The organism is Verrucomicrobiia bacterium (genome assembly GCA_036268055.1).
Lineage (GTDB): Bacteria > Verrucomicrobiota > Verrucomicrobiia > Limisphaerales > Pedosphaeraceae > DATAUW01.
Genome location: DATAUW010000017.1, coordinates 145,846 through 167,366 on the forward strand (window position 1 = coordinate 145,846; position 21,521 = coordinate 167,366).

Here is a 21,521-nt window from a genome sequence, read left to right on the forward strand (position 1 = left end):
TTTTTGGCTTTTGGCGAGGCTTTGGCGAAGGAGCAGGCCCGCAGTGGCCTGTGACTGAGCCGAAACGAAGCCAAAAACCAAAAAGACCGCTTGCTTTCAGGACACCAGCACACCGCTACATAATTTGTGGAAATGCTCTAAGGTAAGACTTCCACGCGATAATAACGGTGGCCAGTGGGAGCCGCATTCGGGTCGGTAAGCTGGATCGTGTTGCCGGTACCGAGAATTTGATCGGCAAGCAGGAGCCAGCTTCCCGTCGTCAAATCGTTTTTGTATTCGACGCGATAGGTGATTCCCGAAACGGTGGAGAAACTCAGCACGAGATCGTTTCCGTCGGCCGTGAGTGAGCCGGAGCGAAGCGCGCTGCTGGAATCATTTGGATCCGTGCCGGCGAAAAATTCCTGCAAGTTGTTCAGGCCGTCGTGATCAGGATCGCAAGTGGCGCAGGATTGGGCATTGGTCGGCGTGGCGCTGCCGAAATGCGCGACGCGCCAGGCATCGGTGATGCCATCGTGAATCGAATCGGCGCCGGTCACCATGACGCCGGGTGAAAACATGGACGTGTTACCCGACGGGTCCGTGATCGAAGCAACGACGGTATTGCCAATGGGAATGATCGCGTTGAGCTGCACGGTGAACGAGGCAGAACCGTCCGCGCCGGTGACAACCGCAGTTCCGCCGATATAAGTGGTCGCTTCGGCCAAAGTTGCACTCGGCGAATTGGCGTAAAAATCCAGTTGATACGCTGTGAGCGGCGCGCTACCCGACACGTTGCCAATGGTAGTCAGGTTCGTTGTGAGCGTCGCCGAGGAAAGATTGAAGGCAGGCGCGGCGGCGCTGTTGTTGGCGAGGAAAAGATAGATGCCGAAGCCGGTCGCATTGCCAAAAATCGAATTGCCGCGAACCGAATTGTCTATCGTATTGGTATCGTAAAGTTCCACGCCGCCGCCCAGGTTATCGGCGATAAGATTTGCCTGGCCGGGAAGAATGCCGCCGATGTGGTTGGATTGCGCACCATCAAAAAGCCCGACACCGGCATTGAGATTCGGCACGGCCAGATAGGCGATATTGAGGCCGATGGTATTTCCCAAGACGGCGTCGAAAGACGCGCCGTCGTCAATGAGCACGCCGCTCTTCGTGTTGCCAGAAATATAATTGCGACCCATCGCGCCGCCGACGAGATTGTTATTCGCACCGACGAACATTTCCACGCCCGAACCGGCGTTGGGAATCGCGGTCATGCCGGTGAGGTCGAGCCCGATAAAATTTCCGGCGACGACATTCGAAGACGCCCCATTATCGAACAGCACGCCATCATCGCCATTGCCTGAAATAACATTGCCGCCGCTGATGATGTTTGGCCCGACATCATCAAACATCTCAATTCCCACGCCGGTGTTCGCCACAGCCGCAGTTCCGGCGGCGTTGAGACCGATCAAATTTCCCTGGATGAAATTGCCGGAGGTGCCGGCATCCTGCGCAGAAACGCCTTGTCCGGCATTGCCCGAAATGACGTTGCCCGCGCCGGTTGAGATGCCGCCGATGAGATTTCCACTCGCGCCGTCAAAAAGATTTACGCCCGGAAAAGTATTGGCGATCGCGACGGTTCCGGTCGGGTTGAGGCCAATGTAATTTCCTTCGACGATATTGCTGGAAGTATCGGCATTTCCGATGGCGACGCCTTGTTGCGTATTTCCAGAAATAATATTTCGCGCGGCCGCAGTGGTTCCGCCGATTATATTTTGCGCCGCTGCGCTAAAAATGCCCACGCCCGCGCCGCCATTTGGAATAGCCGCGGTGCCGGAAGCGCTCAAGCCGATATAATTTCCTTCGACGAGATTGCCAGTGGTTCCATCACCATCTATGACGATGCCTTGAAATAAATTTCCAGAAATGACATTGCCCGCGCCGGGTGCGAGACCGCCAACGATATTGGATTGCGCGCCCGAAAACATTTCCGCGCCGGAAAAACCATTCGGAATGGCAGCCGTGCCGGACGGATTCAACCCGATATAATTCCCTTCTCCGATATTGCCAGTCGTGCCGACGCCATCCATCGCCACGCCTTGGTCGGTGTTGCCGGAAATGATATTGCGCGCGCCGGGTGTTGTGCCCCCGATAATATTTCTTTGCGCACCGCCAGCGATTTCGACGCCCGCAAAACCGTTGGGCAACGCAGTTGTTCCGGCAGCATTGAGGCCAATATAATTTCCCTCAACCAAGTTATTGTCCGTGCCCGGATCGTGAATGAAGATGCCTTGAAAGACGCCGCCAGAAATCACATTGCGATTCGTCGCGGACGTGCCGCCGATGAGGTTGCCATTCGCGCCGCTGGAAATCGTGATGGGAGAAAGTCCATTGGTCACCGGAATATTTCCAGTGGCATCAATTCCGAGGTAACAACCGGCGATGGTGTTATCCGTCGTATTCGTGCCATCCAGCAAAATGCTCGAAGCGGAAAAACCATTGATTGTGAGCGCGTGGACGATGCAATTCGTTCCCGAAAGATGCAGGCCATTTGCAAATGTGCTCGGCACCGGCGCGAGCGCGCCGTTGATCACGATGTTTGGGGCGTCGGTATTCGTGAAAGTCGCGGGCTGGCTCGCACCTTCGAGAATGGTGGCGTTGACGAGCGCGGGAAGTTGATCGCTCGGCTGGATCGTAAAGATACCATTGGTGTAGCTGGAATCGGTGGTTGCGACATTAAAAGTGATGCGCGTGCCGGGGTAATCGAACGCGTAATATAATGCGGCGCGCAAACTGCCGTGCCCGCTGTCGAGCGTGTTGGTCACGACGGGCGTGATGACCGGTCCCGCGCCGTAAACGGCAGCCATGCCCGCGCGGTCGCCAGCGCTCAGGACAATCGGCCCGGGCTCGCCCATGACATTGATGTATTGCGTGAACGCGGGCAGGGGAACAATGGTGTCGAGGTTAGTATCGGTGGAAAGATAATTGCGCGCGTAGTGCATGACCGAGAGAAAATCGTACGGGCCGACATTGATCGAATTGGGAACCAAAACAAAATTGCCGAGGCCACCGGGGACGATGTTGTTTGTGATGATGGTGACGAAGGAATCGCGATCGGAGCGTTGGTGCTCGTGAATCAGCCCGAGCGTGTGGCCGATCTCATGACAAAGTGTGCCGCGGTTCCACGCGTTGGGGCTGACGGACAACATCTGTTCACCGCCGATCATGCCGACGGCGGATTGGCCGCCTTCAAGGCTCTGATCCACTTGCACGAGCACATAATTGGTCTGCGTGGTGCGCGCGATGAAATGCAAATTCGCGAACATGGCCCACTCGCCCGCGGCATCGAGAAAAGCCTTTTGCAAATTCGCGGGCACAGCGTTCGTGCCCGCGGTGGAAAATTCGTAATAGATATTTCCGTTGGGCCACGTTTGCGACGGAGATTGAAACGCGCTTTGCGGCGAAGGCGCGCCGGCCAGTTGATCGCGAAACGCCGTGATCGTGCCGACGGGAAACTGCATGTCGCCGATGGTGACGAGTTTTTGATTCGGCTGGACGTTCGCGAGAAGTTGATTGAGCGCGGCGACATTCACATTCTCGCTGCCGCCATTTTCAGCGGCGCGAATGGCACGTGAGAAAAAAGCGAATGCGCAAATAAATAAAAATCCGACGAGGCAATGAAGACGCATTTTCATAGACGGGAATCTTTCTGAAATACGATATTGGCACCATAATTTAAGGGCGAAAGTTCAGCAAGTGGTTTTGTCCGCAACCGGGCTCGTTATAAAAGAACGAGGCGGCATCCATTACAGATGCCGCCTCGGTTAGGGTTTTTTACGATCTTAAATTACGCGACGGAGACGCGGCGTTTGAACGCGAGGAGCGCGCCGGCCGAAAGTCCGAGCAATCCGAGCGTCGTGGTCGTATCAGGGCTGCTGATGGTGCCCTGAACGAAACCGCCCGCCGGGGTAACCTGGATGTACTGGCCGTTGAACGAAGCGAAATTATCCGAGAAACCCGCGAACGATGAAGCGCCGGGGCCCGTCGGTCCCTGAGTCTGAAACAAATTGCCATCGGCGGCGTAGGGGCTGCCGCCATTGAAATTGACGAGTAAACCAAGAGTGCCGGAGGACACACTGGTGTCGCTGCCGTCGAACACGCCGTCGTGATTCAAATCATAGAAAATCTGGTAGAAACCAGCATAGCTCACTTGATTGCCATTCACGCCGGTGACAGTGCCGGACATGGAGAAACGATAGGAGCTAAGGTCGCCGCCGGTGCCATCGGGATTCGCGCCCGCAATGATCGGATCTCCAGGAGCCGGAAGATAAGAGGCGAAAGAGCCCATAGTGACACTGAAAGTGTCGCCGATTTGCGCGCCGGGCAGAATGTTGCCAGCACCTTTGGCATTGGTTTCAGGAGCGTCGGTCGTGACTGCGGTATAAGCGAAGCTCGACTGTGCCAGGCACAGAGTCGAAACCGCCGCGAGGATGGTAAGTAATTTCATGCGATACTAATTAATGACTACAGGTTACAGGTTTGTTCGTGACAAATGTCGCATGTCAGAAAGCAAAATGTGTGCCTTGAGGATATGCAGTTTATAAAAGGCCTAAGCTATTACAGTCGAAATATTTAAAACTATGCCGCAAGTTGCAATATGAATTGGTTTTGTAAGAAAAATCGACGTGTTTGGCAGGGCGAATGGCTCCATCAATGATGGTTAAACATTGGTTTGTCAGATTGACCGGCACGAGTTAACCGCCTAACCATTTATAAACCAATCATATATAAAATAGAATGCCCGGAGAAAAAGTGTTCCTTGCAGTAAAGCATAATACGACAAAAGCAACCTGTGTGTAGTGTAAACCCTCCCGACGAAAACCCCGCTGATTTCAGACTCCAATGTCTTCGTTCCACAGTTCAGGCCGGGCGGCAATGAAGTCACGCATGAGCTTGATGCATTGTTCGTCGTGGAGAATTTCCAGCGTCACGCCTTGCGAGCGCACGTAATCCTCGGGACCTTGAAACGTCACGTTCTCGCCGATGACAATGCGCGGGATTTTGTAGAGCAACGCCGCGCCGCTGCACATCGGGCACGGCGAGAGCGTTGAGTAAAGCGTGCATTTCTGATAGACGGATGCGGTGAGGCGGCCGGCGTTTTCGAGGCAATTCATTTCCGCGTGATGGATCACGCTGCCATGCTGCACGCGCTGGTTGTAGCCGCGCCCGATGATTTTGCCATCGCAAACGAGCACCGAGCCGATGGGAATGCCGCCGGAATCGAGCCCTTTTTTCGCTTCGTCAATCGCGGCCTGGAGAAAAAGATCCATGGCAAAGTTTTGCGTCACGAAACAATTTTTGCAATGTGATAAAACGCATTCAAGCCACGATCAAATACCTGCAATGATCGCCTCACCCATCTGCGTGGTGCCGACTTTGCGCGCGCCGGATTCCGTCGCGCTGAAAATATCGCTCGTGCGATTGCCTGCGGCGATGGCCTTGCCCACCGCGTTTTCGATGGCCAGCGCGGCGTCGTTGCGATTGAAGCTGTGCCGCAGCATCAGCGCGGCGGAAAGGATTTGCGCGATAGGGTTCGCCAGATTTTTTCCGGCGATGTCCGGCGCGGTGCCGCCGGCAGGCTCGTAAAAACCGAAACTGCCTTCGCCACTTTGCGCGCCGAGGCTGGCGCTGGGCAGCATGCCGAGCGAACCCGCCAGCGCGGCGGCTTCATCGCTCAAAATATCGCCGAACATATTTTCGCAGAGCAACACGTCGAACTGCGTGGGTTTGAGGACCAGTTGCATCGCGGCGTTATCCACGAACATGTGGTCGAGCGCGACGTCGGGATATTGTTTCGCGACCTGCGTGACAACCTCGCGCCACAGCACGCCGTTTTCGAGCACGTTCGCCTTGTCAATGCTCGTGAGCTTTTTGCGGCGCAACTTCGCCGTGCGAAACGCCACGTGCGCGATGCGTTCAATCTCGGGCGTAGTGTAAACCATCGTATCAATCGCGCGCTGGATCGTGCCGCCGCCCGCGCCCGCGGAAATTTGCTCCGTCTTTTTTGGCTGGCCAAAATACATGCCGCCGGTCAGTTCGCGCACGACCAGAATATCAAGGCCATCGCCCTGGCGTTCCTTGCTGAGCGGGCAGGCGTGCGCCAGTTCCTTCGGCAATTTCACCGGACGCAAATTCGCGTAAAGGCCGAATTCCTTGCGCAAACGCAACAGCGCCGCGCGTTCGGGGCGTTCCTCCTTGGGAATCGTCGGATCGCGATCCGGCAAGCCGACCGAGCCGAACAATATGCAATCCGATTCCTTGCACAACTGGAGCGTCGCGTCGGGAAGCGCCTTGCCGGCGGCGTCAATGCCCGCCCAGCCGACCGGCGCCTCGGTGATTTTCAGCGACAACGAAAATTTTTTCTCCACGGCGCGCAAAACCTTGATCGCCTCGCGCATCACTTCCGGCCCGATGCCATCGCCCGCAAGCGACGCAATTTTAAAGACAGTTGAACTCATATAATGTGGGAGATTAAGGAGCGAGGCGATTTCAGGAAAGCAGAAACTATGGAGTTTCTATATAGACGTTCAATACGCGAACCGATGAACCGCACGTAATAAAATGGCGCCTATCGAAAAATTACTTTACGTCATCAAATCCCGAATAATCCTCGCGGGTTCAACGCCAGTCAAACGCTGATCCAATCCCTGATAACGATACGTGAATTTTTCGTGGTCGAAGCCGAGCAACGTCAAAATCGTGGCATGGAAATCATGTACGTGGACGGGGTCTTTGCTGATGTTGTAACAAAAATCATCCGTCTCGCCATAGACCGCACCGGCGCGCGAACCGCCGCCCGCCATCCACATGGTGAAACAGCGCGGATGATGGTCGCGTCCGTAATTGTCATGGGACAAACCGCCTTGCGAATAAATCGTGCGGCCGAATTCGCCGCCCCAAATCACCAGCGTCTCGTCGAGCAACCCGCGTTGTTTCAAATCCTGCACGAGGCCGTAGCACGCGCGGTCCACGTCCTTGCATTGGCTCGGCAGTCGGCCTTTGACATTCGAGTGCGTGTCCCAGTTGTTGTGATAAATTTGCACGAAACGCACGCCGCGTTCGACCATGCGACGCGCCATCAGGGCGCTGTTCGCGAACGTGCCGGGTTTCTTGGCGTCGTCGCCGTAAAGTTCGTAAGTCGAGTCGGGCTCGTTGGCAATGGAGGTCAATTCCGGCACGCTTGATTGCATGCGAAACGCGAGTTCGTATTGCTCCATGCGCGTGTGGGTTTCGGGATCGCCGACTTCGCGAAAATTCATTTCGTTGAGCGCCTTCAAACCGTCGAGCATTTTACGGCGCACGTCGGACGACACGCCCGCGGGATTGTTGATGTAAAGAATCGGGTCGCCCGCCGAGCGAAATGACACGCCCGTGTGTTGGCCCGGCAAATATCCCGACGACCACAACCGTCCGGAGATGGCTTGAATTTGTTCCGTGTTCGTCGGCTTGGCGATAAGCACCACGAACGTCGGCAAATCTTTATTCAACGAACCCAGCCCGTAAGATACCCATGAGCCAAGGCACGGACGCCCGGTGATCTGGTTGCCGGTCTGCATGAAACAAATCGCGGGTTCGTGATTGATGGCATCCGTGTGCATGGAGCGGACGAAACACAAGTCGTCCACCATCTTCGCAGTGTTCGGCAGAAGTTCGCTCACCCACATTCCGTTTTTGCCGTATTGCGCGAATTTATATTTGGACGGTGCGACGGGAAAGCGCGTCTGCCCGCTCGTCATCGTCGTCAGCCGCTGGCCCATACGGATGCTTTCGGGCAAATCCTTGTCGTACCAATCCTTCATCGTCGGCTTGTAATCGAACAAATCTATTTGGGACGGTCCGCCGACCATGTGCAGATAAATCACCTGTTTCGCCTTGGGGGCAAAATCCGCGCCGATGGGCCGCAGCATTTCCCGGGGATCTTTTTCCGCGCCGCGCACCAATTCCGGCGCGAGCATGCCGAGTGCGGCCGCGCCCATGAAACTCGCGCCGCGGCGGAAAAATTGCCGGCGCGTTTCATAACGAACGTAATCTTTGAAAATCGGATGGGGATTAAATTCGGGAAACATAAATTATTTATTCAAGACTTCGTCGAGGTTCATGAATTCGTTCGCGACCATCGTGTAGGCGGCGAGCGTGGACGCGTCGAGCTTCGGATCGGCGGGTGATTCGCCGACTGAAAGCAAGGCGGTCGCGTCTTTCGGATCGGCCTGGTAATGCGCGAGCAAATCTTTCAAAACATTGCGCGAAACTTCTTTTTCCTCGCGGCGCAAATGGCGCGCGAGAAGGCGTTGCGCCATGAAATCGAGCCGCGCGTTTTGATCCGTGCCCGCCTGTTCCAGCGTGACTTGCGCAAGATGCCGCGCGGCCTCGACGAATTGTGGGTCGTCGAGCGTCACGAGCGCTTGCAAGGGCGTGTCCCCGCGTTCACGGCGGACGGTGCAAGTCTCGCGACTGGGAGCGTTGAAAATTTCCATCGAAGCCGGCGGCGCGGCGCGCTTCCACAATGTGTAGAGACTGCGGCGATATAACTTATCGCCACTGTCGCGCTTATAAACTCGCGTGTCGCTCTCGGGCATCGCGACCGCTTCCCAAACACCGTCAGGCTGATACGGCTTCACGCTGGGGCCGCCAATTTTCGGGACGAGCAAACCGCTGGCGCTGAGCGCGTAATCGCGAACCATCTCGGCATCCATGCGGAACCGCGGGCCGCGCGAAAGCAGGCGATTATCAGAATCTTTTGCTAGTTTTTCCGGCGTGACGACGGCGGATTGCCGATACGTGGCCGACATGACGAACAGCTTGAACATCCGTTTCATGTCCCAGCCGGATTCGCGAAAATCCACCGCGAGCCAATCGAGCAATTCGGGATGCGTGGGCAATTCCCCGGTCACGCCAAAATCTCCCGTCGTCCGCACAATGCCCGCGCCGAAAATTTGCTGCCAGAAACGATTGACGGTCACGCGTGCGGTGAGCGGGTTTTCCGGCAACAACAGCCACTTCGCGAAGCCGAGGCGGTTATGCGGAAAATCTTTGGGCATCGGCGGCAGCGCGGTCGGCGTGTCCGGCTCGACCTTGTCGCGGCGCTTGTCGTAATCACCGCGAAAGAGGACATACGCGACCGGCGGTTGGTCGCGCTCGTGCATGACCAGCGCTTCGGTTCCGCGCATTTTAATCTCGGCGATTTCTTTTTCCAGCGCAGCGAGCGCGGACGTCGCGTTCATGAACTCGGAATCAATTTCCGCGAGCCACGACGAATAGAGAAAATTCGTGTCGGCCTCGGTGCGTTGATTGCCGGGTTCGCCCAGGAGCCATGCCATGCGCGTGTCGTGGAAGAGCGCCTGCACTTCACCGGAACTGAGCGTGCGGTCATACACCCGCAAATCCTGCAAACCCGCGCCGTTGACCGCAAAGCCCGCGTTGCGTTTGCCGATCTTGAACGGCGCGTCCGTATGAATCGAATTTGTCAGGTGGTCCGCGACCACCGTGACGTCCTGCGCCTTGCCATCCACGTAAAGTTTCACGCCTTTCGCTTTCATGGTGTTGTCCACGGTCACGAACAGATGCGTCCAGCGATTCGTCTCAATCGCTTTTTTGGCCATCACTTTGATGGCGTCTTCCGGCCATTTGCTGACGATGTGCGTGGCCGGCTGGCCGCCCTGAAGCCACAAATCCCAACCGGTCGAACCCGGCTTGCCATCGTCCATTCGCGAAAAAAGCGCGCCATCGCGATTTGTCGTGAGATAAACCCAGACTCCATACGAACGCGGCTGGTTTGTTTCGTAATCGCCAAAATCGGCAACCACCGGCGTCCGTGTTTGGCTCGTGACGAATGCCTGCGACGCAAGGACTCCGGCAATCCACTCCGCATTGGTCGCGAGATTCAATTCGCGGTCCTGACCGCGCACGGTGACTTTGAGTTTTTCCTGATTGTTGTCCGCGAGCGGCGCATGAAACGTAAGCCCTTCGTTCGGAATTTTTTTCGCAAACATTTCCGGTGAAGTATTAGTCATCCAGGTGTTGAATTCCGGCATGGCGGTTGAGCGGCGATGCTCTATGCGTTCTTCCGCGGCATTGGTTTCGCCGGGCAGCGCATCCCAGCGGGCGCGGTCTTCGGGCCGGGCGACTTCTATCGTCGGCGGCGTGTCTTTGACGTTGCCATCCATCGCCTTTTGCGAGGTGTTGTTGAAAAAGGCGGAGAGCGCGTAAAATTGTTTTTGCGGCAAGGGATCGTACTTATGGTCGTGACACACCGCGCAACCGGCCGTCAGTCCAAGCCAAACCTGCGAGGTCGTCTCCGTGCGGTCGCGCGCGTAAAGCACCAGATATTCCTCGTCAATCGCGCCGCCTTCGTTGCTGGTGATATTGCAGCGATTGAAGCCGCTGGCGATTTCCTGTTCGAGCGTGTGATGGGGAATCAAATCGCCCGCGAGTTGTTCGATGGTGAATTGATCAAAGGTTTTGTTCTGGTTGAATGCGTTGATCACCCAATCGCGATACGACCACATCTCGCGATAATTATCGAAATGAATGCCATTGGAATCGCCATAGCGCGCGGCGTCGAGCCAGTAACGCGCGCGATGCTCGCCGTATTGCGGCGAGGCGAGCAAACGGTCCACGAGTTTTTCGTAAGCGTCGGAAGATCTGTCGGCGAGGAAGGCATTGACCTCGGCGGGCGTGGGCGGCAGACCGATGAGGTCGAGAGTGACGCGGCGAATCAACGTGCGGCGATCCGCCTCGGGCGCGGGCGAGAGATGTTGCTGTTCGAGCCGCGCGAGGATGAAATTATCAATCGGATTGCGCACCCAGCGATGATTATGTACGACCGGAATTGCCGGCCGCACCGGCGCGATCAAAGACCAATTCGGCTGATATTTCGCGCCTGCCGCGATCCAGTGCGCGAGCAAATCTTTTTGCTGCGGAGTAAGCGCTTTGCCGGTCTTGGTCGGCGGCATGATGTCGTCCGGGTCCTGCTCGTTGATGCGATGGATGAGTTCGCTCGCGGACGGTTGTTTGGGCACGATGGCGGGATCGGACTTCGCGCGCGTGGCGACGGCGTCATCAAAGCGATCGAGTCGCAGGCTCGCTTTGCGCGCGGCTGAATCCGGGCCGTGGCAGGCGAAACAATTCTCTATGAGGATCGGACGAATGTCGCGATTGTATTGAATGTCATTCGTCCCCGAAGCCGCGTGGCAAAGCGATGCCGCCAGGAAAAAGATCAACCCGCAGACAAAAGATTCCCGCGCAACCCGCCGGCGCGAAGCCATGCGGGATGGTTCAGGCAAACGGGTGCCGGAATTTTTGGCCAGGGTCATTGCCGGATATTAAACACTCACGCGCGAGTTTACGCAATCTTAGACGAGTTAGTGAATAACTTATTCAAAAAATAGGCTGCATCGGCGGCGGTTTCAAGTCGCCTGCCTATAACTTCAGGTCAAATCACCGTAAGCTTACAAATTATTTCCCGGCCTGGTGTTCTCGTGCGTTATTTTTTTCAACGCATTGGCGGCTTCATCACGCACGCGTTCGTCGGGTTCCAATGGCACGAGCGTGTGCTGGGTCAGTTTAGGAATAGTGGCTTTCGCGCGCGAGCCGAGATACTCGATGGCCTGCACCGCCGCGATGCGCACGCTGGCGTCCGAATCATCCACCGCAGTCTCCAATGAGTTCAATAAATTCGTGCCACCGCCGCTCGCGTGAAAAAGCAGGACCAAGGCGTTTCGCTGAGAGTCGCCATTGGATTCCGCTAGCTCTCCGGCAACGACTGGCAATACGATCCGCAAGGGAACATTGGATTTGGCGAGCGCTTTCATGGCCGATTCGCGGACATAATTATCCTGATCGGCCAAGGCTTTCAGCAGCGCCGGAACGATTTCCGGATGACCAAGCGCAAGCATGGCGAGCATATCCGCCGCGGCCGCTCGGACAACCGGATCGTAATCGGTTAGCGCGATCAGCAAGATGGATTGAGAATGTTGAATGGCGGTGTTGAAGTTCGTATTGTTTTTCATTCCTTCCAGGACCAGGCCGTGCAAATTCGAATCGGGCAGGTGCAGTGAACTGAGCAGGAGCGGAATCACTTGCGGATCGTCCGAACCTTCATCCGCGATTATTTTCAAAGCCCACATCTGGAAATATCCACCGGGCCGAAACACCGGCGCGGCAGAAATCACCAGTGGCGCGGGATTGGTGAGTTGCCGCGCCCAATCAATGTGTCCCGGAGGCAAGCCAAGATATTTTCGCGAGGATTCGCCGTACGCCTTGATCAAATCCGGCACAGCCACGCGGGCGGCATAACCGAACTTCGCGAGTAACTCGGCGGCGACAAGTTGCCGGACCACGGAGTTATCTGGCGGAGGCAGCATTTTCTGTATGCCCCGCGGAAATTTTGCGTAGTGCCGAACGTAGGTTCCAAACCACCACGGGTCTTCATGACAGGCGCGCTCGGTCAGCAGTGGGATCGCGGCATCGCCCATTGAGTAAATGGCTTTGGTGGAATCCGCGGTGAATACATAGTTCGGCATGGATTCTGCCTCGGCAAACCACCAACTGAAATTTTTCCCTTGAACAATGGGTTCAGGCCGCGCGGCAGGACGAACCATCAGAAAAAAAGCAATCGCGAAAAACGCGAACGCCAGCACTCCGCAAATTTTCTTTTTGATGCTCACAAAGCGGCAAATATTTTCCGGGAAGATTTTGTTATGAACCAATATCGCCGCGAACAGGATAAAATACAGTCAATTCCATGCTCCAAAATTTATTTCCACCGACGGGGAACATGCCGTTTTGGAAGTTTGCCGTTGACAGTTGGAAGGGCGCAAGGTTCATTCGACCCATCGCCGTCGAAGGTTCCCGCGTGGGAGCATTTATTTAACGGCGTACGCGCGACGCCGGTTGGCAAACAATCAACGAATTGAACTATGGACAATGGCAATGGCATCACACCCAATGCGAAACGAATCCTCTGGGCGGGCTTCATGGCGATCCTGGCCGAAGGCGTGGGTTTCGGCGTGCGCGGCGGAATCCTGGGCGATTGGGGAAAACAATTTGGATTTACCTTGTCCGACCTTGGTGAAATCACCGGCGGCGGTTTGACGGGATTCGGCATCATCATTTTATTTAGCGCATTGATCGCGGACTGGATCGGTTATGGACGCCTGATGATTTTCGCGTTCATCATGCACACATTATCGGCGGTCGTGACGCTCGCGGCCTCGCCGATTTATGCTTCGATGGTGCATAGCAATCCCGACGGCGCGAGATTCGCCGCCAAGATGTGCCTGTTCTGGGGCATGTTTATTTTCGCCATCGGCAACGGCGTGTGCGAGGCCGTGGCCAATCCACTCGTGGCCACACTCTTTCCAAAAAACCGCACGCATTATTTAAATATCCTCCACGCGGGGTGGCCGGCGGGCTTGGTGATCGGCGGATTGATCTCGTTTTTTCTCGCCGGAAAAGTGCGCTGGGAAATCCAGATGTCGTTATTCCTTTTGCCGGTGTTGGTTTACGGTTTCATGTGTCTGGGCCAGCGATTTCCAAAATCGGAAGCGAGCGTTCACGGTGTGCCGCTGTCCGAACGCATCGGTGAAGTGGGCATGCTGGGAACTTTCGTGCTGATGCTCGTGGTATCGGTTTGGTTTCGCCAACTTTGTGCGCAATTTGGATTGCAACCGTTCATCGGCGTGGTCGCCGCGGGCGTTATCTGGCTGGGAATCAGCGCGGTCATGAAATTCAAACTGGGGCCGATCTTGTTCGCCATCCTGCTCGCGCTTCATGCGCTGCTGGGTTACGTGGAATTGGGCACCGACAGTTGGATCAGCAACATCACGGGAAATATTTTGAACAGCAATTCGAACGGCCTCCTGTTGTTCGTCTATGCCTCGACGCTGATGTTCATCCTGCGATTCTGCGCCGGGCCGATCGTTCATAAAATTTCACCGCTGGGCTTGTTGCTCGTTGGCGCGCTCGGCAGTTGCATTGGGTTGACCTTGCTCGGGCATGTGCAAACGGGCCTCGCACTGGTCGGGGCCACGTCCATTTATGCCATCGGAAAAACTTTCATGTGGCCGACCATGCTGGGCGTGGTGTCCGACCGGTTTCCCAAAGGCGGTGCCATTACCATCGGCGTGATGGGCGGCATCGGCATGCTTTCGGCGGGTCTGCTCGGCGGACCGGGAATTGGATACAACCAGGATTATGTGGCGTCGCGGCAGTTGAAAGAACAAGCGCCGGAAGTTTACGCACAATACAAATCGGAAAGTTATAACAAATTTTTGTTTTTCCCCGAGATACAAGGCTTGGATGGCGCAAAAGTCGGCGCGGTGCGTGACAAGGCGCAAGCCGCGCCCACGCCCGGCCAGCCCAACCTGACACCCGCCGAACAGCAAGTCCACGATGCCGACCTCTACGGCGGCCGCATGGCCCTCCGCATGACCGCAGGAATTCCCGCGACGATGGCGATCTCGTTCCTCATCATGATCCTGTTCTTCAAATCGCGCGGCGGCTATCGCCAGGTGCATATCGAAGGCTCCGGCGGCAAGGCGCATGAGGAAGAAGACACGCGGGCGAGAGCCTGACCCGTCCGGGCTTGCGCCAACTGCTGGAATGCGGTGAGTGGATAAGCTTTTCACGACACCGCCCGGCGCGGGAATTTTGGATTTGATTTTCCAAGGCATTTCCTGTCTTTTACGGGCGGTTTGATGCGGAAAATATCCTTCACCTCGGTGTCGCGGCTGGTTGCGCTGATTCTGCTCGTGACGCTGGTGTGGTGCGTTGCGCGTGACCGCATGTCGGCAGAGAACTGGCGCGTTCCGGTGGATTATTTCGGCGACTCGCCGCAAGTTTTGGGTTGGATAAAAGCTGCTTCTGAGGGTGATTATATTCCGTTCGGGCCCGCCACGATCACCCGGTTAAATGCGCCGTATCATGCCGATTGGAATGATTTTCCCATGTACGAACGCGCGCTCATTTTCGCTCTTGGGCTCGTGGCCAAAGCGGTGGGAATTTTCACGGCGGGGACGGTTAGTGTTTTATTGGGGCACATTCTCTCCGCCGTTTCATTTTATCTTTGCTGCCGTTTTTTAAAGCATTCCAAAATCTGGTCGTTCGTCGGCGCCGCGCTTTTCTCATTTACCTATTATCATTTTTGGCGGGGGCTGGGGCATTTGCTATTGGCGTATTCCTACACCTTGCCGTGGGCGATGCTGAGTTGCTGGATGATCGTTTCGAGCAAACGGCTCCGCATGGGAAATTCGCTGGCCTGGATATGTTTCATCACGGCATTCGTGATGGGCGTAAGCAATCCCTACAATCTGAACATCTATGTTCAGTTGCTTGGCTTTAGTGTCCTGATCGAGTATCTCCGGCGGGGGCGAACGGAAAATATAAAGGTGGGATTGGTGTCCGTAGCCATAGCGGGCGGCGCGTTCATCGCGATCAATTCCGGCACGCTGCTGTATCACTTTCTCCACGGGCAAAATCCCGCCGCCATGGACCGCCATTATTTCGAGGCGGAATTGTACGCCTTGAAGCCGATGGAATTTTTTATTCCCCCGCCCACGCATAACATCGCCGCGCTGGCAGAAATTGGAAATTTTTATAGGGCTTCGGCCTATCTTAAAGGCGAAATCTTTTCACCTTATTTGGGGATCATCGGCATTGTGGGCCTGATCTGGCTATTCACGGAAACTTTTATTGCGCTGGCGCGGAATCTGAAGTCGTCCAAGCCGTTTCCGCCGTATGCGGTGCAAACGGTATGGATCATTTTCTACTCGGTGGTCGGCGGGATTAATTGTGTCATCTCGCTTTGTGGCATCCAGCTTTTTCGCGGCACGAACCGTTACAGCATTTTTATCTCGACGATTATTTTGATGTTCCTTGTGGCTCGAATGTCGGCATTAAGCCGGAAGTGGTCGCAGGGAGCAAATATCGTTTTTGCGGGCCTGGCTTTGCTAATTGGAATTTTTGACCAGGTGCCGCGTCCGACGGCGCCGGAAGACACGATTCATATCGAGAAAGTCGTGGAAGCGGACAAAAATTTTGGGCGTCAAATGGAGGCAAAACTTCCGCCGCGTTCGATGGTCTTCCAGCTTCCCGTAATGAGTTTTCCCGCCGCCGGTCCGGTGCTTGAAGTTCAAGGACATGACATGTTGCGTCCTTATCTGGCGACAAGCACACTTCGGTTTTCGTTTGGCGCCATACGCGGACGCAACCGTGAAGCGTGGCAGTGGGAAGTTGAAAAGATGCCAGCAGCGGAAATGATCAGCACTTTGGAACGCTATGGCTTTGGCGCCATTTACATCAATCGCCGGGGCTACGCGGATCAAGGCGAAGGGTTGCTCCACCAATTTGCCGCCGCCGGACGCGCTCAAATCATCGAGGATGATATTCACGAACAGGTTTGCGTCGTTTTGAAGCCGTCTCTCACTCCTGAATTTCCGCATACGGATGACCGGGCGCAGATTTTGTTTAAGAAAGGGTGGGCGGTGAAAGAGTTCAGTCCGATTGACGCCCGGGAATGGACCGGCGGCGATGCCACGCTTACCTTTTTCAGCGAGGCACACCAAGCCGCCAGTTACAGGCTAACATGTGTTATCGGCAGCATCGCGCCACGACACGTGAGCATGGTGATGAACGGACGGGAACTTTGGAGTTCGGACATTGACGCAGGCCAGGGTGCGCCTGTGGATATAAGCGTCGTGGGTCATCACGGCAACAATACAATCGAGTTAAAAACGGACGCACCCGCTAGCCGTGTCAAAGAAGCTCCATTGCCGCTCGCCTTCACGATCGTCAATTTGCAGATAACCCGGCAGCCATAACGCGTCGGCTGGCCTAGTGTGTTTTTCCAGCCATTTAACCGCGATTGGGATTGATTCCAGCGCCGCACTCTTCTAGCCTTAACCTGTCCATTTATAGAAGCGAATATGAAAGTTGTTATCTTATGCGGTGGTTTGGGAACGCGGTTGCGTGAGGAAACGGAATTTCGCCCCAAGCCGATGGTGCCGGTCGGCGAGCGGCCGATTCTCTGGCATATCATGAAAATTTATGCCCACTTCGGGTATAAAGAATTCATCCTGTGCCTCGGTTATAAGGGCGATATCATCAAGGATTATTTTCGCAATTATCAATGGAACACCAGCGACGTCACGCTCAAGCTGGGTGCGCGTCCGCAGATCAAATATCATAATCAGCACGCCGAGGAAGATTGGTCGGTCACGCTGGTTGACACTGGTCAGACCACCCAAACCGGCGGACGCCTCAAGCGCGTCCTGCCGTATATCAATGGCGACACGTTTTTGCTGACTTACGGCGATGGCTTGATCAATAGCGACATCAACAAGTCGGTCGCGTTTCATAAAAAGGCCGGCAAGATCGCGACGCTCACCGCCGTTCAACCCGCGAGCCGCTTCGGCGATTTGTCCATCAAGGGAAATCTCGTCACGGAGTTTCGCGAGAAGGCAGCGCGCCAGGCGAATTTCATCAACGGTGGATTTTTCGTGATGGACAAGCGCATCAGCAAATATTTGACGGATGACAAATGCGTCCTCGAACAGGGCCCGCTGAACACACTGGCTGACGCAGGCCAGATGGCGGCCTATACGCACAGTGGGTTCTGGCAGTGCATGGACACTTATCGCGAGCAGCAGTTACTCACGGAGATGTGGAACTCCGGCAATGCTCCCTGGAAAATCTGGTAAAATGTTTAACGGCTTTTACCACGGCAAACGCATTCTGGTCACCGGCCACACGGGTTTCAAAGGCGGCTGGCTTTCCCTGTGGCTCAAGCAGCTTGGCGCGGAAGTCTGGGGCCTGAGCCTGCCTGCGCCGACGCAGCCCAGCCTGCACGAAATCATTTCGCCAAGCGTCTTCGCCGGGGAAATCATCTGCGACATTCGCAACCTGGAATCGCTCGCCGCCGCCGTCAAAAAAATCCAGCCTGAAGTCATTTTTCATCTTGCGGCACAACCGATCGTTCGCCTTTCCTATGCCGAGCCGCTGGCGACCTTTCAGACCAACGCGCTCGGCACGGCCAATCTTCTCGAAGCCGTCCGCCAATGCGAATTGCCCTGCGCGGTGATTGTCATCACCAGCGACAAATGCTACGAGAATCGTGAATGGGAATTTGCCTATCGCGAAAACGATCCGCTCGGTGGACATGATGTTTATTCGATGAGCAAGGCGGCGACCGAACTTGTCGCGCAATCGTGGAATCGCTCGTTCTTTTTGCCGAACGCGAAGCTTGGGCCGGTCGTCACCGCGCGCGCGGGCAATGTCATCGGCGGCGGAGATTACGCGCTCGATCGCATTCTGCCGGATTGCATCCGCTCGCTGATCGAGAAGAAACCGATCCTTGTTCGTAATCCTTCGGCGGTGCGTCCGTGGCAGCACGTTCTCGAATGTCTCAGCGGTTATTTGTGGCTCGCCGCTTTGCTGACGCGCGCGGGGAAATCCTCGAAGCTCGCGACGGCGTTTAATTTCGGCCCGGAAAATTCCGCGCGCCAGCCAGTGCGCAAATTGGTCGAGGAAGTTTTGTCGGTGTGGCCGGGCGAATGGATTGATGGCTCGAATCCGAATAGCGTTCACGAAGCCACGCTACTGACACTCTCGATTGAAAAAGCGAGCGCGTTGTTGCAATGGACGCCAGCTTGGGATTTCAAAGAAGCCGTGGACCGGTCGGTCGAATGGTATCGCCAGCGTCACGCGGCGAAAAATCCTGATATGTTGCAATTCAGCGCGGCGCAGATCGAGGCTTACACCGAATCCGCGCGCCGCAAAAAATCCGCGTGGGCGAATTAACATGAGTTTTCATTTTCAATGCCGCTCCTGCCAAAGCACGCACGGCAAACTGATTCTCGATCTGGGCATCCAGCCGCTTGCGAACAATTTGCTGCGCCCGGAAGACCTCTCGCGTCCCGAGCCGCGCTTTCCGTTGCGGCTGGCGGTGTGCGAGAGTTGCTGGCTGTTGCAGATCGTGGATCTCGTGCCGCCGGTGCAACTGTTTTCCGAGTATCTTTATTTTTCCTCCTTTTCGGATTTAATGCTGCGCCATGCGAAGCAAGCGGCGGAGCGATACGTGAAGGAATTTGATTTGGGCGCGAACAGTCTCGTCACTGAAATCGCCAGCAACGACGGCTATTTTCTGCAATATTTCAAAGCGGCGGGCGTGCCATCGCTGGGCATCGAACCTGCCGAAAACATCGCGAAGGTCGCGCGCGAAAAAGGCATCGAAACGCTCGTCGAATTTTTTACGAAACAACTCGCAGCCAAGCTTGCGGCTTCGCAACGCCAGGCGGATTTGATTCTGGGCAATAATGTTTTTGCGCACGCGCCGGACACGAACGATTTTGTCGCCGGCCTTGCCGCGGCGTTGAAACCGAAGGGCCGGATCATCCTGGAATTTCCCTACGCGGCGGATTTCGTGGAGAAGACGGAATTCGATACGATTTATCACGAGCACGTTTTTTATTTCAGCGCGATCGCGTTGAAACCGCTGTTTGAACGGCATGGTCTCACAATTTTTCATGTCGAGCGTTTGACGATTCATGGCGGGTCGCTGCGGCTTTTTGCGTGCCATGCGGGAGCGCATCCGATTCGCGCGTCTTTGAATGCACTACTCGCGGAAGAAACCAAGAAGGGTATGCCGTCGCTCGCGTGGTACGAGGGTTTCACCGAAAAAGTGCTGGAGATAAAAAAGTCTCTATGTGAATTGCTGGCGGATTTGAAGCGGCAGAAAAAGACCATCGCCGCTTATGGCGCGTCGGCCAAAGGTAGCACACTATTGAATTTTTTTGGACTTGATCATCAGATTCTGGATTTCGCCGCCGACCGCAGCACTTACAAGCAGGGCCGCCTGACTCCGGGGACGCACATTCCCATCGTTGCGCCGGAAAAGCTTTTGGAGCAGCAGCCGGATTATACGTTGCTGCTGACGTGGAATTTTGCGGACGAAATTCTTGATCAGCAAAAGGCGTATCGCGAACGCGGCGGCAAGTTCATCATTCCGATTCCGAAAGTCACGGTCGTGTGAAATGAAATTTTCGCGCACAACCCTCGAAGGTCTTTGGCTGATTGAGTTGGAGTTGCGCGAGGATGAACGCGGTTTTTTGGCGCGGACTTATTGCGAAAACGAATTCGCCGCGCTTGGCCTAAACACGCGCTGGCCGCAATGCAACCTTACCCGCACGAATACGCGCGGCATGCTGCGGGGCATGCACTTTCAAGCTGAGCCCAAACCGGAAATCAAATTGATCCGCTGCTGCGCCGGCGCGATTTTCGACGTGCTCGTGGATGTGCGCCGCGGTTCCCCGACGTTTGGAAGATGGGAGGGATTCGAATTGACCGGCGAAAATCGCCGCACACTTTATGTGCCCGGCGGTTTCGCGCACGGCTTTCAATGCCTCGCGGATGGCTGCGAAGTTTTTTACCAGATGTCTGAATTCTACGTGCTTGAATTCGCGCGTGGCCTTCGCTGGAACGATCCCCAGGTGAACATAAAATGGCCAGTCGCGAACCCGATGCTTTCCGTGCGCGACCAAAATCTCCCGCTGCTCTCGGCTCTCGCGTGAAAATTCTGCTCACTGGCGCCACGGGATTCATTGGCTCGAATTTTGCGCGAGCGGCGATTGCGCGCGGGCATCAAATCGCGGGGCTGATCACGCCGGGCCGCGCGATTCCCGCGGACCTGGATGCGAATAAAAACTTTACCTGGTTGCGCGGAACTTTGGACGATGCGCCGTGGCGGGACATCGCGAGTTTTCACGCGGATACCTGCGTTCACTCGGCGTGGATAACGACACCAGGCGTTTACTTGGAGTCGCCGGAAAACTTTCGTTTTCTCGAAAGCAGCTTGGATTTTCTCCGGCGCGCCCGCGAATGCAACATCCGGCACGTTGTCGGTATTGGAACCTGCATCGAATACAAAATCAGTCACAAAAAGCTTTCCGAAGATACTACGCCGCTCGCGCCCGCGACGACTTATGCCCGCTGCAAAAATGATTTGCGAATCGCGCTCGAAGCCGAGGCCGCCGCGAACAATGATTCGCTCTGCTGGGCGCGGGTATTTTATCCTTACGGTCCGGGCGAACATCCATCGCGCCTGTGCAGCTCCATCATCCACAAACTTTCGCATAAGGAAAAAATCGTCCTTAAAACGCCCGGCAGCACCAAGGATTACATCTACATAGACGATCTCGCGACGGCGTTACTGGCGGTCGTCGAAAAGAAGCTCCACGGGCCGATCAATCTTGGAACTGGCATCGGCATCAGCGTGCGCGAAATCGCCCGAGGCATCGCCGAGTTGCTCGATAAGCCCGCGCTGGTCGAAGAACTCGGTCCGCCGGAGATGGATCCACTCGGCTATGTGGTGGCGGATGCGAGCAAGCTGCACGCGCTTGGGTGGCGTCCGGCGTTTGGGTTGGAACGGGGACTTAAAGCACTCGTGTTAGCGCGAAAGTGATTTGTTTGATAACGGAATTTCCCGTTTGAACTTGCAAAAA

The 21,521-nt window shown here is 55.6% G+C and carries 14 protein-coding genes; 7 read left to right on the plus strand and 7 right to left on the minus strand.

The window, feature by feature from the left end:
• Positions 1-137 precede the first annotated feature (137 nt).
• The 7 genes from VH413_10705 to VH413_10735 all read right to left on the minus strand — a co-directional run bounded on the left by VH413_10705 (position 138) and on the right by VH413_10735 (position 12,692).
• Complete coding sequence (locus VH413_10705) at positions 138-3,662, minus strand: M12 family metallopeptidase (protein HEX3799160.1); 3,525 nt, start codon at positions 3,660-3,662, stop codon at positions 138-140.
• Between the two features lie 152 nt (positions 3,663-3,814).
• Positions 3,815-4,474, minus strand: a complete 660-nt coding sequence (locus VH413_10710) for a hypothetical protein (GenBank protein HEX3799161.1) — start codon at positions 4,472-4,474, stop codon at positions 3,815-3,817.
• Positions 4,475-4,859: 385 nt separating this feature from the next.
• Positions 4,860-5,297, minus strand: coding sequence for a nucleoside deaminase (locus VH413_10715; protein HEX3799162.1), 438 nt, complete (start codon positions 5,295-5,297; stop codon positions 4,860-4,862).
• A gap of 60 nt (positions 5,298-5,357) precedes the next feature.
• Positions 5,358-6,485 (minus strand): 3-isopropylmalate dehydrogenase, encoded by a 1,128-nt coding sequence (leuB, locus tag VH413_10720; protein ID HEX3799163.1) that lies wholly within the window; start codon positions 6,483-6,485, stop codon positions 5,358-5,360.
• Between the two features lie 126 nt (positions 6,486-6,611).
• Positions 6,612-8,093 (minus strand): DUF1501 domain-containing protein, encoded by a 1,482-nt coding sequence (locus VH413_10725; GenBank protein HEX3799164.1) that lies wholly within the window; start codon positions 8,091-8,093, stop codon positions 6,612-6,614.
• Positions 8,094-8,096: 3 nt separating this feature from the next.
• On the minus strand, positions 8,097-11,339 hold the full coding sequence (locus VH413_10730; GenBank protein ID HEX3799165.1) for a DUF1553 domain-containing protein: 3,243 nt from the start codon (positions 11,337-11,339) through the stop codon (positions 8,097-8,099).
• A gap of 135 nt (positions 11,340-11,474) precedes the next feature.
• Entirely contained in the window at positions 11,475-12,692 is a 1,218-nt protein-coding gene (locus VH413_10735) for a HEAT repeat domain-containing protein (GenBank protein ID HEX3799166.1), read from the minus strand.
• 252 nt (positions 12,693-12,944) lie between these two features.
• Here VH413_10735 and VH413_10740 point away from each other — a divergent pair, with 252 nt between their 5' ends.
• The 7 genes from VH413_10740 to VH413_10770 all read left to right on the plus strand — a co-directional run bounded on the left by VH413_10740 (position 12,945) and on the right by VH413_10770 (position 21,481).
• Positions 12,945-14,600, plus strand: coding sequence for an MFS transporter (locus VH413_10740; GenBank protein HEX3799167.1), 1,656 nt, complete (start codon positions 12,945-12,947; stop codon positions 14,598-14,600).
• Positions 14,601-14,723: 123 nt separating this feature from the next.
• Complete coding sequence (locus VH413_10745) at positions 14,724-16,844, plus strand: hypothetical protein (protein ID HEX3799168.1); 2,121 nt, start codon at positions 14,724-14,726, stop codon at positions 16,842-16,844.
• Between the two features lie 105 nt (positions 16,845-16,949).
• Positions 16,950-17,723, plus strand: a complete 774-nt coding sequence (gene rfbF / locus VH413_10750; protein HEX3799169.1) for a glucose-1-phosphate cytidylyltransferase — start codon at positions 16,950-16,952, stop codon at positions 17,721-17,723.
• Between the two features lies 1 nt (position 17,724).
• Complete coding sequence (rfbG, locus tag VH413_10755) at positions 17,725-18,822, plus strand: CDP-glucose 4,6-dehydratase (GenBank protein HEX3799170.1); 1,098 nt, start codon at positions 17,725-17,727, stop codon at positions 18,820-18,822.
• 1 nt (position 18,823) lies between these two features.
• Entirely contained in the window at positions 18,824-20,053 is a 1,230-nt protein-coding gene (locus tag VH413_10760) for a class I SAM-dependent methyltransferase (GenBank protein HEX3799171.1), read from the plus strand.
• Position 20,054: 1 nt separating this feature from the next.
• Entirely contained in the window at positions 20,055-20,591 is a 537-nt protein-coding gene (rfbC, locus tag VH413_10765; protein ID HEX3799172.1) for a dTDP-4-dehydrorhamnose 3,5-epimerase, read from the plus strand.
• Positions 20,588-21,481, plus strand: coding sequence for an NAD(P)-dependent oxidoreductase (locus tag VH413_10770; protein ID HEX3799173.1), 894 nt, complete (start codon positions 20,588-20,590; stop codon positions 21,479-21,481). Before rfbC ends, VH413_10770 begins: the two co-directional genes overlap by 4 nt.
• Positions 21,482-21,521: the final 40 nt, after the last annotated feature.

Bases quoted from the DNA above. Each gene is read 5' to 3' on its own strand.
- VH413_10705 (HEX3799160.1), bottom strand. From the start codon at position 3,662: ATGAAAATGCGTCTTCATTGCCTCGTCGGATTTTTATTTATTTGCGCA.
- VH413_10710 (HEX3799161.1), bottom strand. From the start codon at position 4,474: ATGAAATTACTTACCATCCTCGCGGCGGTTTCGACTCTGTGCCTGGCA.
- VH413_10715 (HEX3799162.1), bottom strand. From the start codon at position 5,297: ATGGATCTTTTTCTCCAGGCCGCGATTGACGAAGCGAAAAAAGGGCTC.
- leuB (HEX3799163.1), bottom strand. From the start codon at position 6,485: ATGAGTTCAACTGTCTTTAAAATTGCGTCGCTTGCGGGCGATGGCATC.
- VH413_10725 (HEX3799164.1), bottom strand. From the start codon at position 8,093: ATGTTTCCCGAATTTAATCCCCATCCGATTTTCAAAGATTACGTTCGT.
- VH413_10730 (HEX3799165.1), bottom strand. From the start codon at position 11,339: ATGACCCTGGCCAAAAATTCCGGCACCCGTTTGCCTGAACCATCCCGC.
- VH413_10740 (HEX3799167.1), top strand. From the start codon at position 12,945: ATGGACAATGGCAATGGCATCACACCCAATGCGAAACGAATCCTCTGG.
- VH413_10745 (HEX3799168.1), top strand. From the start codon at position 14,724: ATGCGGAAAATATCCTTCACCTCGGTGTCGCGGCTGGTTGCGCTGATT.
- rfbF (HEX3799169.1), top strand. From the start codon at position 16,950: ATGAAAGTTGTTATCTTATGCGGTGGTTTGGGAACGCGGTTGCGTGAG.
- rfbG (HEX3799170.1), top strand. From the start codon at position 17,725: ATGTTTAACGGCTTTTACCACGGCAAACGCATTCTGGTCACCGGCCAC.
- VH413_10760 (HEX3799171.1), top strand. From the start codon at position 18,824: ATGAGTTTTCATTTTCAATGCCGCTCCTGCCAAAGCACGCACGGCAAA.
- rfbC (HEX3799172.1), top strand. From the start codon at position 20,055: ATGAAATTTTCGCGCACAACCCTCGAAGGTCTTTGGCTGATTGAGTTG.